This is a genomic window from Nesterenkonia sandarakina (genome assembly GCF_013410215.1).
Lineage (GTDB): Bacteria > Actinomycetota > Actinomycetes > Actinomycetales > Micrococcaceae > Nesterenkonia > Nesterenkonia sandarakina.
Window position 1 is genome coordinate 37460 of record NZ_JACCFQ010000001.1, and the last position, 14283, is coordinate 51742.

The 14283-nt window shown below is 61.9% G+C and carries 12 protein-coding genes; 5 read left to right on the forward strand and 7 right to left on the reverse strand.

What is annotated here, in order from left to right; all coding sequences use genetic code 11:
• Positions 1 to 67: 67 nt before the first annotated feature.
• Together HNR11_RS00205 and HNR11_RS00210 are read right to left on the reverse strand one after the other, a co-directional pair.
• Positions 68 to 586: an Asp23/Gls24 family envelope stress response protein gene (locus HNR11_RS00205; protein ID WP_179440597.1), complete on the reverse strand. Its 519-nt coding sequence runs from the start codon at positions 584 to 586 to the stop codon at positions 68 to 70.
• Positions 587 to 841: 255 nt separating this feature from the next.
• Positions 842 to 1624, reverse strand: a complete 783-nt coding sequence (locus HNR11_RS00210) for an SDR family oxidoreductase (RefSeq protein WP_179440598.1) — start codon at positions 1622 to 1624, stop codon at positions 842 to 844.
• A 125-nt stretch (positions 1625 to 1749) separates the two neighbouring features.
• Between HNR11_RS00210 and HNR11_RS00215 the strand changes: the two genes are divergently transcribed.
• The gene (locus HNR11_RS00215) at positions 1750 to 2001 is read left to right on the forward strand and encodes a DNA translocase FtsK (RefSeq protein WP_179440599.1); all 252 of its coding nucleotides are present in this window, start codon (positions 1750 to 1752) and stop codon (positions 1999 to 2001) included.
• A 20-nt stretch (positions 2002 to 2021) separates the two neighbouring features.
• Entirely contained in the window at positions 2022 to 3116 is a 1095-nt protein-coding gene (gene dxr, locus HNR11_RS00220) for a 1-deoxy-D-xylulose-5-phosphate reductoisomerase (protein ID WP_425488252.1), read from the forward strand.
• A gap of 130 nt (positions 3117 to 3246) precedes the next feature.
• On the opposite strand, the gene HNR11_RS00225 is transcribed toward dxr, so the two are convergent.
• Positions 3247 to 3492 (reverse strand): PspC domain-containing protein, encoded by a 246-nt coding sequence (locus tag HNR11_RS00225; RefSeq protein ID WP_179440600.1) that lies wholly within the window; start codon positions 3490 to 3492, stop codon positions 3247 to 3249.
• A gap of 81 nt (positions 3493 to 3573) precedes the next feature.
• Positions 3574 to 4227, reverse strand: a complete 654-nt coding sequence (locus HNR11_RS00230; RefSeq protein WP_179440601.1) for an SDR family NAD(P)-dependent oxidoreductase — start codon at positions 4225 to 4227, stop codon at positions 3574 to 3576.
• A gap of 144 nt (positions 4228 to 4371) precedes the next feature.
• Between HNR11_RS00230 and HNR11_RS00235 the strand changes: the two genes are divergently transcribed.
• Complete coding sequence (locus HNR11_RS00235) at positions 4372 to 5604, forward strand: saccharopine dehydrogenase family protein (protein WP_179440602.1); 1233 nt, start codon at positions 4372 to 4374, stop codon at positions 5602 to 5604.
• 754 nt (positions 5605 to 6358) lie between these two features.
• On the opposite strand, the gene HNR11_RS00240 is transcribed toward HNR11_RS00235, so the two are convergent.
• Positions 6359 to 7345 (reverse strand): hypothetical protein, encoded by a 987-nt coding sequence (locus tag HNR11_RS00240; RefSeq protein ID WP_179440603.1) that lies wholly within the window; start codon positions 7343 to 7345, stop codon positions 6359 to 6361.
• 619 nt (positions 7346 to 7964) lie between these two features.
• On the opposite strand from HNR11_RS00240, the gene HNR11_RS00245 reads away from it, so the two are divergent.
• Positions 7965 to 8657: a hypothetical protein gene (locus tag HNR11_RS00245; protein WP_179440604.1), complete on the forward strand. Its 693-nt coding sequence runs from the start codon at positions 7965 to 7967 to the stop codon at positions 8655 to 8657.
• An 8-nt stretch (positions 8658 to 8665) separates the two neighbouring features.
• Positions 8666 to 12253, forward strand: a complete 3588-nt coding sequence (locus tag HNR11_RS00250) for a DEAD/DEAH box helicase (protein WP_218849622.1) — start codon at positions 8666 to 8668, stop codon at positions 12251 to 12253.
• Positions 12254 to 12305: 52 nt separating this feature from the next.
• Here HNR11_RS00250 and HNR11_RS14330 read toward each other — a convergent pair whose 3' ends face one another.
• Together HNR11_RS14330 and ychF are read right to left on the reverse strand one after the other, a co-directional pair.
• A complete protein-coding gene (locus HNR11_RS14330; RefSeq protein ID WP_425488268.1) occupies positions 12306 to 12425 on the reverse strand; it encodes a transposase in 120 nt (39 codons plus the stop codon).
• 761 nt (positions 12426 to 13186) lie between these two features.
• The gene (ychF, locus tag HNR11_RS00260) at positions 13187 to 14272 is read right to left on the reverse strand and encodes a redox-regulated ATPase YchF (RefSeq protein WP_179440605.1); all 1086 of its coding nucleotides are present in this window, start codon (positions 14270 to 14272) and stop codon (positions 13187 to 13189) included.
• Positions 14273 to 14283: the final 11 nt, after the last annotated feature.

Below are 14283 nucleotides of genomic sequence, written 5' to 3' on the forward strand. Positions count from 1 at the left end.
CTACCAACCAGTCGCGAGCCCGCCGGGGCGGGGGTGGTGAGCTTCATGACCTAGAAGATCGCAGGAATCAGGCGAGTTCCACACCGGAGTCGCGACGCTGGTCGTCTTCCTCCTCGGGCAGGTGCACATCAGCGACGCTGATGTTGACCTCGACCACCTCAAGGCCGGTGCCGTGCTCCACGGAGCGGATCACGTTGCGCCGGATCTTTTCGGCGACCTCGACAATCGAAACCCCGTATTCGACGATCACGTTGAGGTCGATAGCGGTCTGGCGCTCACCCTTCTCTACAGAGACACCGCCGGAGACCTGGGTGCTCGAACCTGGGATCCGCTCCGAGATCGCGTCGAAGGCGCGCCGGGCAGCGTTGCCCATGCCGTAGACACCGGGGACCTCACGGGTAGCAATACCAGCAAGCTTCTGGACCACGTTCTCTTCAACTGTGGTGATCCCCTGCTCGGTGATCAGCGGGCTCTTGGCTGCAGCCTGCTTGCGAGTCAGCTCCGCGCTCTGGGCGTTGCCGTTCTGGGCTGACCCCTGGTGGGCAGTCTGGCCCGGCTTGGCAGCGGCGGAAGTGTTCTCAGTCATGGTGTCTCCTCGTAGATCTTTCGAGCGGCAGACCGCTCGTGGATGTAGATTCGAGCCGACCTTTTCGGTCGGACACAAGCTAAGACGCACCGCAGCCAGAATCCTCACGCAGAATCTCAAACTTTTTTCTCGGCCCCGACGAGTGCCGACTCTCGGGCTCGATCGAGCGAACACTCGCCAGGCCTCTTGCAGACGAAAGGGCGGGACCCCACCATGGACACATAGTGGGATCCCGCCCTTTCTGCCGTTATCTGATCAGTACGCGGCTGACTGTCCTCCGTCGATAGGGATCACGGCGCTGTTGATGTAGCTGGCCTCGTCCGACAGCAGGAACGCCACGACGGCCGCGACCTCGTCGGCCTCCCCGTAGCGCTTGGTGGGGTTGGTCTGAATGAACTCCTCGGCAGCCTCCCGCGGGTTCTCTGCGTTGATCTGCTTCATAGATCCTTCGACCATGGCTGTCCAGATGGCCCCCGGTGCCACAGCGTTGACCGTGACGCCGTACTGGCCGTACTCGGTGCCTGAGTTCCGGGTGAGCCCGACAACTCCGTGCTTGGCTGCTGCATACCCGGACTGGTTGCCCACACCTCGTATGCCACCCACTGACGCGGTGTTGACCACGTGTCCATTGCCTTGGGATCGCATGACCTTGAGCACTCCAGCCAGGCTGAGGAAGACTCCTCGCAGGTTCACCGCGAGTACTTTGTCGAACTCCTGGGAGCCGAAGTTCTCGGTCAGGTTCTGCTTGCCCTCGATGCCAGCGTTGTTGAAGAAGCAATCAATGGTGGTGAATTCTTCAACGGTCTTGGTGATGAAGCTTTCGACCTGTTCGTCATCTGTCACATCAGCTGTGATGGTGAGGACTCGGGCGTCGGCGTTGGCCTCGAGAATTACCCGCTTGGTGTCCTCGAGCCCCTCCGCCGAGAGATCTACGAGGCTCAGGTTGGCGCCCTCAGAGGCCACGCGGGCCGCCGTAGCGCGACCAAGCCCCGATCCAGCGCCGGTGATCAGTACGGTCTTTCCTGTGAAACGTGCCATGAAGCAACGGATCCTTTCGTGGTGCGTGATGTATCTCTTGCAACTTTGAAACACCCGAGGAAAATTCCTGCACTGCAGTGCGACATTCTCTGTCATGCCCCAGAAGAATCTGCGAGAGTCTGGGGATGAACGATGACGATCTTGACTCACTGATCGAGGCCACCGAGCTCGTGGTGATGACCCAATTCGGCTCGACCCCCATGTTGCAGCGAAAGCTTGACCTGACTTACGCCGAAGCCGGGCAGATGATGGACCTCTTGGAGTCCCACGGCGTGGTCGGTCAGGAGCAGGAATCGAGGACGCGTGACGTGAGGATCCCGGTTTCCCGTCTGGCAACCACCCTCGATCGCCTCCGGCGTGAAGGGGGCGCAGCATGACGCATCCTATGGCGTATGGCGTGAGCGAAGTGACCAGGCCCCAGCGAGTCCTTGTTCTCGGTTCCACTGGATCGGTCGGCACCCAGGCGCTCGATCTGCTCGCTCAACATCCCGATCGTTTCGAACTCGTCGGCATCACGGCAGGGTCAAACCGCGCATTGCTCGCGCAGCAGTCGGCACGGTTTCCCGCGGCCCGGACCGCTCTCGGCATCGAGGGTGCAATCGACCTGATCCACGACGTTGCCGCGGACGTCATCCTCAACGCGATCACCGGTTCGGTAGGGCTCTCCGCGACCCTAGCCGCGCTCGACACTCCGGCCCGATTAGCACTGGCCAATAAAGAATCGCTCGTCGTCGGCGGTGCGCTGGTGCGTGAAAAAGTGCGACCAGGGCAGCTCCTGCCGGTCGATTCAGAGCATTGCGCGATCCTGCAGACTCTGCGCGCGGGTACCCACAATGAGGTACGCCGACTCATCGTCACCGCCTCCGGAGGTCCGTTTCGCGGACGCCCCCGCGATTCGCTGGGCGAGGTCACGCCCGCCGACGCGCTGGCACATCCGACTTGGAACATGGGGCGGGTCATCACCACGAACTCCGCCACACTCGTCAATAAGGGGCTCGAGGTAATCGAGGCGCATCTGCTCTTCGATATCGACTATGACGCTATCGACGTCGTCGTCCACCCGCAGTCGATTGTGCACTCGATGGTCGAGTTCATCGACGGTTCGACGATAGCGCAGGCTTCGGTGCCAGATATGAGGCTTGCGATCGCGCTGGGTCTTGACCCGAACCGCAGAATGCAACCGGTCACCCCGATGCTGGACTGGACGACGTCGAGCTCTTGGACGTTCGAACCACTCGATAATGAGCTGTTCCCCGCGGTAGAGCTCGCCAAGCAGGTCGGCAAAGCGGGGGCGACGTACCCGGCCGTCTACAACGCGGCGAATGAGGTCGCGGTCCACGCCTTCCACGATCGCGCGATCAGTTTCCTGAGCATCGTCGAGATCGTGCAGCGCGTCGTGGAGGTCCACGATGCCCCAGGCGAACTCACGCTCGAATCACTTGCAGACTCCGAACGCTGGGCTCGAGCGGAGGCAACCGCTCTCGTGTCCTGACCGCATCCCTCAGTTGACCCAGGACGGCAGACACATGTCCGGCCGTCTTAGGAGCCTAGGCCTTTTGAGACAGGCTCGCTTCGACGAATCCGGACAACCCCTCAGCGTCGTCACGTCGGCAGGCTGACCTCTAGCGTCGGCCTTCTAAGGCCCGCTCCAACGGGATGCGGCCGTCCTGCCAGGGTGTGAGAACCCATACCAACAGATACACCCCGACTCCCAACACTGGAAGCAAGAAGGACAGGAAGATCAGCAGGCGGACCAACCACACGTTGAGTCCGAACTTCGCGGCGAGGCTTCCCCCGATGCCTGCAACTACGCGTCCAGGTCCACGCCGGTAACCGATGCCACGAATGGAGTCAAAGAGTTTTTCCATGCTTCTCATAATAGCCGCGCCCAACCCGTTCACCCTCGCGCCGAGGTCACAGGCCGGCTATTCACCGCCGTCTTGCTGCGCCTAGAAGGCGGTGCTGGGCAGGTCCTTCTCGCCGTCGGTGATCGCCGTGATGATCCGCGCGGCCACCCGGTCGGGATCCAGCGGCTCGCCGAATCGCGGTGCCGAACCGGCGATCGGGTGCTCGGACAGCGAGGTGCCGGTGTGTCCCGGGCGGGCATCGACCAGTCGGATGCCTGCGCGGCGATATTCGCGCGCGGCTGCGACGACGAAGGCCGCGAGCCCGGCTTTCGACGCCGAATAGGCGGCCAGTCCCGCGACGGGTGTCTCCGCGACGACGCCGCTCAGTGTCACCACGAAGGGCTCCCGCCCGTCACCTGCCGAGGACGCGAGGTAGGGCTGGCTCTGGGTGATGAGATGGATCGCGCTGGTGGTGTTCACCGCGAACAGTTCCTCCACAGTGGCGGCCTCGAGCTCGGGAGCCGCACCGAAGGCGACAACCCCGGAGGCAACCACCAGCCCGTCGAGGCGCCCATGCTCCGCCTGCACACCCTCCAACACCTCCGGGATCGCAGCAGGTTCCCGCAGATCATGCCCCGCCGATTTCGAGGACCGGGCCACGATGGCCCCCTCGTCCTCCAGCTGCTCGGCGATCCGCGAGCCAAGCCCGCCGGTGGCGCCGACGACCAGAACAACCGCACCCTGAAGATCAGTCATGGATAGACCCTAGATCACCGGCGGCTGGCCGCGCGGTACAAGTCGGTGCGCCCGACCCGTATGAAAACCTGTGGAGCTGTACGTTGAACCGGAACTCCACCACGTTGCGTCACCGGATAGCCTCTGCTGTGGAAGACTGCCAGCATGGAGGCTCCAACGCGCAATCACGACATCGTCCTCTTTGGTGCGACCGGCTTCGTCGGGGAACTGATCGCTGGGTACCTTGCACACCACGCTCCACCGGACCTGCGAGTGGGACTCGCTGGGAGGTCGAGGGCAAAGCTCGAAGCCGTACGGTCCAGACTGCCCGCCGCCGCTCACGACTGGGCCCTCATTGAGGCCGATACCGAACGTCCTGACTCGCTCGCGGCAATGGCCTCGGGCACCAGAGTTCTCTTCACCACGGTGGGTCCCTACGCGAAGTATGGGCTGCCGGTTGTCGAGGCGTGTGCCCGCGCCGGCACCCACTACGGGGACCTGACGGGAGAGGTGTCCTTCGTCCGTGAAGCGATCGACCGTTGGGATGCCCTTGCGAGGACTTCAGGGGCAAGGATCGTCCATGCGTGCGGCTACGATTCCGTCCCGTCGGACCTCGCGGCGCTCCTCCTGCACCAGGCCGCGCAGGCTGATGGCGCGGGCGGGCTGACCGAGGTGCAGCTCGTGGCCAGGGCGAAGGGCGGTGTCAGCGGCGGCACCATCGAGTCCATGCGTGGACAGCTCGACGGTATCCGGACGGACCCTGAGCTGCGATCACTTGCGGGCGATCCCTACTCCCTCAGTCCAGACCGGACGGCGGAACCCGCAACGCGGCAGCCTCCGGATCTGGGCTGGGTCGGTCGCTCGGATGACGGCCCGTGGTTCGCGCCGTTCATCATGGCGTCGGCGAATACGCGGATCGTTCGTCGCAGCAATGCCCTGCAGGGTTGGGCCTACGGCAGGTCCCTGCGGTACGGCGAGGTGATGGGTACCGGGCGAGGGCCTGTCGGCGCCGTCACCGCCGGGGCGACGGCGCTTGGCCTGCGGCTGTTCGGAGCCGCACTGGCTCTACCACCCACGAGGAAATTGCTGGACCGTGTCCTCCCCTCGCCCGGTGCGGGCCCGAGTGAGGCCGCGCGGCGCTCTGGCTGGTTCCATTCCCAGGTGACAGCGTACACCGAGAGCGGCCAGCGCTATCGCGCCACCGCAGCGGGGCCCGGCGATCCGGGATACGCCGCCACCGCCGTGATGGCCGGGGAGACCGCGCTCTCACTTGCCCTCGACGGCGACCGACTGCCACCCGCCACAGGATCGCTGACCCCGGCGACCGCCCTCGGTGACGTTCTGGTTGAGCGGTTGCGCAAGGCAGGCCATACCTATGAAGTCACGGCCCTCACCTGACGCCGAAAGTGGGGCACTGGTCGTGCTTAACGTCTACAGAGAAGTTGGGGGCCCGCTCAGCAGGGAGGAAAGCAAGCCGTGTCCGCAGGCAGACAAGCGAATCAGCTCAAGAAACAGGAATTTTGCGTGGACCCGTAGACCCGTCACCGGCCCCTACTGGAACCTTTCGCCGTCCCACTGAGGGCAAGTCACAGCTCGATGGCGGGAGTGAACTCTCTAAGGACGCCGATTGAGTGGCCAAACCTGACCACGACGAGAACGGTCGGAAAGAGACGAAGTCTGTGGTCAGGGGCTCGCACTAAACATTGGATCTAAACTCCACCACGTTCCGTCACAGAAAAAACCGCACGCCCAAGATTCGTCGCGGTCACGTCAGCCGATGTGATGGTCACTCCTTCTTGCGTGGCAGCGATGCCGGCGGCGCGGCATCGTCACCACCGAGACCGGTCGCTCCGATCCCAATCGACTGACCGACCGCAATGACGGAGTCCATCCAGTCGTTGGACGCGACTGGCCACACCGTGGGTGGTGAGACACCCGGCAGTGCGATACTCGCCGAGTCGCCCCGCTTCCCCGAACCGGGGCACTCAATCGGATGTCGAGCGACCCCGCGACCACCGCTCACTCTTGTGGTTTCGGAAAGCAACCTCTCGAGCGACGCATCAGTGTGACACCTGTTGCCAGGTCGAAAGAACTTCGAGCAACAGGAGGATTTCTCGCTGCAGGCAGTCCACCCCAGAATTCTGTCCAGGCCTCACAGGCTTGATTCAATGCGCGCGCGCTCCTGCGGCGCCAACGAATCCCACCAACATTCGCTCGCATACCAGTCCAGAGTTCCATCCTCGAGGAATTTCCTCAGTGTGGAAGCAATGGTCTCACGCGACAGGTACTGGCTGACATAGCTGGGCAGAAAGCCATCAAAATCGACCTCAATGGTCGCGATCACCCGCGAATTACCATCATTTGGAAGCAAAGTTATCGATATGAGCGGCGCAAGTTTGGTCTCGAGAGTGATCGTCGAAATGAATGAGAACCCCTGGTCGTCGAGATCTTTCACAAATAGCCAGTCGGGGCTAACCTCACTTTTTGACAGCACGAACGCTTCTACACGTCGCAGCGTCGGCATCAAGCGGATTTGCATCCGTTCTTGGAGGCGAACATACGCTTCACACGCGTCCAGAACGGCCCTTAGGTCCTTCCCTTGTTCTTGTGTTAGAAAGTTGAGCTCAGTACTCAGCGAGAAAATTTTGTGAATCAACGTGCAAACAAGATCGGCGATTACTCGTCGTGATTCCACAAGCCAAGCTTCACGATGAAGTACGCGCATGATTTGGAGAGCATCGTCTCTCGGCGTAGACAAAAGAATGGCGTTCTCGAATTCAAAGGCATCCTCGTGGGTCACACAGTATCCAGGGAACAGGCTGGCGTTTTTCGCTGAAATAAGCCCAACGTTCAGCGCATATTCGCCACGGCTCCAGATCGGGCTATAGAGCTGGTTTCCGAGGGATTTACGCAGCGCGGCTGCCTGAATGGAGTGAGAGTTCTTTATGCTGTTCTTCGAGCAGCCGGGGTATGAGCACTGCACGGGTGCGAACCAATCGTCAGCTTTCGACTGCGCGGAACTCATCAGGGATTTCAGGTCTCTAGCATGCTGACTGTGAGTAGCCGACCCTTGCTTGATCGCAGCTAGGGCGACCGGCCGCACCTTATTCAGCAGCTCAATCGGTGGAACATCTCCCACGAGTGCACCTCCTATGCGTTCGCTCCAGCTACGGTGATGCTTCTTCTCATGAGAGAAGTCGCCCAACTTGCAGCGTATGCGAATGGGCACGATGTCTATCAAGACGTCAACCGTTCAACGTCACACATTAAGCCGGAACTCCACCAAGTTTCGTAGCCAAACAACCTGAGGAGTTCTCGTCCAACCTCGTTGTGTGCGAGATTTCTTTGTTCACCAGATTCTGCAGGACTTGCAGTGCTGACGGCGGTGGGGGGGCGCCGCGCATGAGCTTCCAATGGATGTGACAGGATGGGCGCAGTCGGCCGCCCCGTCGCGACAGCTTGGGTACTTGTGGCTGGGCCCGCCGCGCTGAAACGGTGAACTTGCGAGGAGAGTGTGTACCTTGGTTGCTCCTGTGTCGGAACACACTTCGGCCTCGACGAGCACTCACGTCCCTGCGGTGACCGCCGCCGCTGCGGAGGCCACCGCCACAGCGCACAACCGAACGCTGACCAGTTTCCTTACTACCGACCAAAAGACTCAACCTACGTCCCAGAAGTGCACGTGGTACCTGAGTACCGCGGTAGGACTTACCCCAGTCGAGCGAGCGGCAGTTGCGTGGATCATTGCTGAGGCGCTGATGCAGAACCGCGGTGGCAAATCGATGGTCTACCAAACATGGCGAACCGCTGCGCTCGCTAATGTAAAGCTGACCGGGACCCCACGCGAGCTCGTAGTGGCGTTCGTCGAAAGCGTCTTCGGCCTGCCGCCCGAGGGCAAGAGCGAGGATCATCTGGTCGGGCACGTGGCGGAGTGGATGTGGTACCTCCATGCCTCCGAGACGGTCGACCCCGTGCGCACTCCCGTCGTGCTGGAGCCCCCAAAATTCAACGTCACCGAGCCGGGTGCCGACGGGTTCATCGTCTTCCACGAGACGGTCACCGATGAGTACTACTACCGCCTATGGGAGCTGAAGAAGCACACCGCCTTCGGGCCGGTCTCTTCGACTGTCGGCACCGCCTACCATCAGTTACGCACAAACGCCATGCGTTACCTTGCGCAGCAGGTCTCGATCTACTCCACAACCGAAGGTCCTATTGGCGAGCTGTGCAGCAATCTCGTCGAGTTCTGGCTCGAGAGCCACGAACGTGCCGGGGCCGGTGTGGGGGTGACGTCTGCGACTATACCCCCACCTTCGACGTGCTTCACCACGATGGGCCAGCAGTTCCCCGGGTTCGTCAAGCCCGGGCAATTAGAGGGCCTTCTTCTTGCCGTCGAGGACCTTGTGGAGATTGCGAAGGACGTGCGGGGGTACCTGTGGATCGTGCTCTGAATCCTGAGATGCTCGCGGAAGCTCTCGGCGAGCATTCCGACGGAGTCCTGCCCACTGTGGCAGAGCTCACGGCACTCATCGCCGAGGTAGAGGTCCGCACTTTCGTCGAGCCGACCGACATCGACGACGACCTTCTGCGCACGGCTTGGTACCTGCACGGCGTCGCGTCGGCGGAACAAGCAGAGGACCTCTACACCCCGGCGCGACGGCAGCGTGCATTCGCCGTGTCCGCGCACATCTTCGACTTAGCTTTAAATGGCCCGGGCCGAACAATCCACTATCAACTGACCCTTGCCTTCGGCGCACAGGTCGGGTACCGCCGCGGAGACTTGGATCCAAACGCGACAGCCATCTGGCGCCGCGTCGACAGTCACCTGGATGATCCTGTGCCTGAGGCCGAAGAATCTGACAGCGGGGATTCTAGCGACCGGGCATCGAACATAGCCCACACAGATCACAGCCAAGCACTCGGCAGACTTCCCCGAAGCCTCGCGACGATGGCCCTCCGTGCCGGTGTCGCGTTCCTCGGACTCGATGTACGTCGCATCCAAGTCCTCCTGAGCCGGTGGCGAGCCGACATCTCCTCGATGCGGGCACTGATCAACCAGGACTCCCTCGCCTCGACAATGTTCGGTCCGGCGGAGTCAATTGCACAAGCGGTGGGGGACCTCATGGACTTCCTTCGCTATGGTGACCGCGACCGACTTATAACCGCCCAAGTAGCCTTGCGCTCCGTGGTGAACCTCGAGTCCGGCCAGGGCGATCACGACGGACGGTGGGTCGCCGTGCACCTCCTTCACATCGCCGAGGGGATGAAGAGCTCGAGCGTTTGGAGCGTTCTACCCGACGACACGCCACCTATCGTCGCCCAGGCTTTCACCGTTGGAACGCCTCCGGTGCTGACCCTGTGGCCGCCGCAGCGTGACCTTCTGACCCGTTCGGACCTGAACCCGCTCGACCCCGCCACGCGACGAATGCTGTTGTCGGTTCCCACCAGCGCTGGCAAGACCCTGATCGCTCAGCTGCTGATCTGTCATCATCTCGTCACCCAGCCGGGCAACGTCTGCTATGTCACGCCCCTGCGAAGCCTCGGACGAGAGATGCGTCAGTCGCTGACGGGGCGAATACGCATCCTTCAAAAGGGCTTGGCCGCCGACTTCGCCGATTTCGGCAACGTCACCATCGAGCACCTATTCGACCTGATTGGCGAGCCTGCCGAAAGCTCGGTAGAGGTGATGACACCAGAACGGCTAAGCCACCTGTTGCGTCACGATCCAACGTCTGTACTCGAGCGGTATTCGATGTTCGTTGTCGACGAGGCCCACCTGCTCGCCCAGCCGGGCCGCGGACTGCTCCTTGAGACCGTCCTCGGCGCCATCATGACGACGGACGCACGTGTCGTGTTGCTATCTGGCGTTATGGGTAACGCGCACCAGATCGCCTCATGGCTCAACCCGAAAGAGGCAGCGACACTGTTCGAATCAGGTTGGCGCGGACCTCGTCGCCTCCACGCGCTTCTCTACTCGAACGTCGAATGGAGCGAGCTTGATCGCCTCCCGTCGAAGTCGACGACCTTCACCCATATAGAGCGCTACCCAATCACCGCCGATCTCCGAGTGCGTCCAGCCGAGGGAGCTATGCGGAAGCTGGCGACTTCCATCGATACCCCGATCGGTCACCTAGAGCGCAAGGTGCGCCCGCCTAATGCGAGCCAGCGCAGGCGTAGGCGTAGCGACGACAGTTACGACGCGTTCTACAAGATGTGCGCGCGGACAGCGCTCAGGTTCCTCGATGCGGGTACTCTGTTGATGATTTTGTCGCAACGCGCGTATGCCCGTAACGCTGCACAAGAGCTCGTTAAACGGCTCGAGGTCACCGAGACCACCGATGACCTATGCGAGTTCCTTATCGGACGACTCGGAGCTGAGCACCCCCTCATCGACTGCGTTCGTCACGGTGTGGCCTATCACCATGCAGGACTCCCCATCGACGTCTTGGACGAGCTTGAGCAGGCCATGCGCGCTGAGACGCTGCGAGCGATGTTCGCCACTTCTACGTTGACTGACGGAGTCAACTTGCCGGTCCGCACCGTCCTGATCTGCGAGACTCGCTACGAAGGACAGGATCCGGGTCAGCAGCTCGACGGCCCGCGACTGCTCAATGCCGCCGGCCGTGCCGGACGCGCCGGTAAAGAAACCGAGGGCTGGATCGTCCTAGGTCTGAACCACCAGCCGCGCCCCGGAGATTTCGATGAACTACATCCGGCCGATAGCGATTTGGAGATCACTTCGACGCTCAACTCCGAGGCGGCGCTCGCGCGTCTGGCCGAGCTCGAGACACTCGTCGCGACCACCGCCGATGCGCTCTTCACTATCGCAAAGGGCGAGGCCGCCGACTTCGCTGCATATGTATGGTTCGTCCTGTCCGCCCAGGAACGCCTCGCTGACCTCGCGGCCGAGGCTGACCTTGCTGGCGCGATCGACGGGTTGTTGGCGTTCGTGCAGCTGCAGCCGGACATCGCGGCACGATGGATGGCTTTAGCCGAGCACGTCCGCGAGCAATACGAGGCAACTCCAACCGAGAGCCGATTGCGTTGGACCCTGACCGGGACGACACTAGCCAGCGCGCGACGCATCGAGAAGATTGCCATCACCGTCGCCGAGCAGACAACAACGCTGCTCAGTGAGATGCAGCACGAGAATGGCGGTTCCGTTTCGCGACCTCTAACCCTTGAGGAGTCCATGAGCGTTCTCGACCGCTCCGGTGCTCTTCGAGCCCTCCTGGAACTGCCCGAGGGCGCCGGTGTATGGAAGTTCAAGCCTTCCGTGGGCGCTAGGACAACCATTGATGTCTCAATCGCAGATGCATTGGGCGCATGGTTGACCGGTTTCAACATGCCGGACCTCGCTCAACGTATGCTGCCGGGGGTGCCGGACGTGTCGTGGAGGCTAGAGCAGACGGTTGACGCGGTCAGCGGTGCGTTCGAGCACTTTCTGAGCTGGACGATTGGAGTGGTCATCACTCAGGCGAACGAACTGCTGGTACGTGAAGGCAGTATCGAGGCGCTCCCCGAAGACCTTGCATACTTCGTCCGGTATGGAATCGACACGACGATCGCCCATAACCTGCTCACGAGCGGCATCCGGTCACGGAGGGTGGCGCACGCGATCAGTCGCGGTGCCACCGCACACGGACTGGACTGGCCGCAGGTCCGCGACTGGCTTCGCGGCCTCCACATCGACGGGTGGATAACGGAGTTCGCTGCTGCTCGACGGGAGATCGAAGATCTGCTCGAGTTCTGCCGCTCGCCGGCGATGAGTCCGCTGCGACAGTTGCTGGAGCAACACACGACCTCCGTTGAGCTACACACATCCACGGACGTGCCTCCGGTTGCTGGCACGATACCGGTCGAACTGCGGATCACGAGCAACTCCAAACCGATCGAGGTCTGGGCCTCAGGTACCGCCACCTTCCGAGTCGGAGTCATAGCCACTGCGTCACATGCAGATGTCTTCTTGCTTGATCTCAGCGGCCTGGAGTACAAAGCGGAAACAGATGGCATTTCAGTAATGATCCACGAGGTGCGACGACCTTGATAAACGCAATCGACGCCTCTACCACCAACCAGACCGGTGTTGTCGACACTCCCTATGTCAGCCGCTTGTTCCCGCGGCGGTTGGCGAACTCTCCACGGATGGAAGTCCCAGAACGCCTCGTGGTCGGTGCGATCCCCGCGTAGGAGGCCAGGTGGCCTGCGGTCTTGAAAATCTTCGCCCACCACTTCGGTGAGGATCCTGGCTGCGGTCCTGACTCCGATTCCGGGCATCGAAGTCAGGACCTCGTGAAGAGGGTGGGCCTCCACGAGAACCTCGACTTGGGACAGGACTCCGGCGCGCTGCCGGGTGAGGTCTTGGAGCTGTTGGGCCAGTATCGGCGTGATCGTCGTCGCCGTCCCGGTGCCGGCGACCACCACCGTCTGGGCCTCCATGGCGGAGAAGATCTCTTCAGAGACTCGCTCTACGAGTCGCGGGTTGTACTTTTTGATCCGGTTGCGCACACTACCCCGCCCTCCGTTGGGCCGATGATCCAACCCCAGCCCCTGTGAGGTTCGCAGACCCAACAAGTCCACGGGACCCAAGAAGGAAGCACTTCGCGTGTAGGCGCTCGCTATGGCGGATTTACACACAGGCGTCCGCCATTCATCGCAAACCTTGAACAGACAGGTAGCCATTGACTACCGCCCCCGCGTCCAGCGTGGTGAGAAGGACAAAGGAGTGCGGCGATTTTCGCGCGGATTCCGATAGGTCCCGACAAACGTCGTAGGACAAGTACGGGCTAGATAGGAAGACATCCCCATCAAGTGAAGCCAGACACTCACTGAGCCAAATGTCGGCCTTCTCAATTAACTCCATTGAGGTTGTCATGACCAGATCCTAATCGAGCACTAGTGCCTGGTCCCTGGAGTGGATCGCAGTTGCGATGACTAGAGCTCACGAGCCAAGCCAGCGAGACGTTGAATAAGAACTCGACTAAACGTTGAAGCGGAACTCCACCACGTCGCCGTCCTTCATGATGTAGTCCTTGCCCTCGATCCGCACCTTGCCGGCGGACTTGGCGTCGGCCATCGACCCGGCCGCAACCAGGTCATCGAAGGAGACGATTTCGGCCTTGATGAAGCCGCGCTGGAAGTCGGTGTGGATCACGCCGGCTGCCTCGGGCGCCGTCGCCCCCTGGTTCACGGTCCAGGCGCGGGTCTCTTTCGGCCCCGCGGTGAGGTAGGTCTGCAGCCCGAGGGTGGAGAAGCCGACGCGGGCCAGCTGGTCCATCCCGGACTCTTCCTGGCCGTTAAGCTCGAGCATCTCGCGGGCCTCCTCCTCGGAGAGCTCCACCAGGTCGGCTTCGAGCTTGGCGTCGAGGAACACGGCGTCGGCCGGGGCGACCAGTTCGGCAAGTTCGGCCTGCTTCTCGGGCGAGTTCAGCACGCCCTCATCGGCGTTGAACACGTAGATGAAGGGCTTGGCGGTGAGCAGGTTCAGCTGGGCCAGCTGCTCCATGTCCAGCTTGTCCTTCTCGATGGAGCTGAAGATGGTGTCCCCGCGCTCCAGCGTCTCCTGCGCCACCAGGTAGGCGTCCAGCGTGGCCTGCTCGGCCTTGCGCCCCTTGACCTGCTTCTCCAGCTTGGGCACCGCATTCTCCAGGGTCTGCAGATCCGCCAGCACCAGTTCGGTGTTGATGGTCTCCATATCCGAGGTCGGGTCCACCTTGCCGTCTACGTGGATGACGTTGTCGTCCTCGAACACGCGGACCACCTGGGCGATCGCATGGGCCTCACGGATGTTCGCCAGGAACTGGTTGCCCAGCCCCTCCCCCTCGGAAGCGCCCTTCACGATCCCGGCGATGTCCACGAAGGACACGGTCGCCGGGAGGATCCGCTGCGAGCCGAAGATCTTCGCCAGCGCGTCCAGCCGCTCATCCGGGAGATTCACGATGCCCACGTTGGGCTCGATGGTGGCGAACGGATAGTTCGCCGCCAAGATCGACTGACGAGTCAGCGCGTTGAACAGGGTCGACTTGCCCACATTGGGAAGTCCTACGATTCCGATAGTCAAAGCCACGGTCACCTAAC

Coding starts and splice junctions, on each gene's coding strand:
- HNR11_RS00205 (WP_179440597.1), bottom strand. CDS start 586: ATGACTGAGAACACTTCCGCCGCTGCCAAGCCGGGCCAGACTGCCCAC.
- HNR11_RS00210 (WP_179440598.1), bottom strand. CDS start 1,624: ATGGCACGTTTCACAGGAAAGACCGTACTGATCACCGGCGCTGGATCG.
- HNR11_RS00215 (WP_179440599.1), top strand. CDS start 1,750: ATGAACGATGACGATCTTGACTCACTGATCGAGGCCACCGAGCTCGTG.
- HNR11_RS00225 (WP_179440600.1), bottom strand. CDS start 3,492: ATGGAAAAACTCTTTGACTCCATTCGTGGCATCGGTTACCGGCGTGGA.
- HNR11_RS00230 (WP_179440601.1), bottom strand. CDS start 4,227: ATGACTGATCTTCAGGGTGCGGTTGTTCTGGTCGTCGGCGCCACCGGC.
- HNR11_RS00235 (WP_179440602.1), top strand. CDS start 4,372: ATGGAGGCTCCAACGCGCAATCACGACATCGTCCTCTTTGGTGCGACC.
- HNR11_RS00245 (WP_179440604.1), top strand. CDS start 7,965: ATGCAGAACCGCGGTGGCAAATCGATGGTCTACCAAACATGGCGAACC.
- HNR11_RS00250 (WP_218849622.1), top strand. CDS start 8,666: ATGCTCGCGGAAGCTCTCGGCGAGCATTCCGACGGAGTCCTGCCCACT.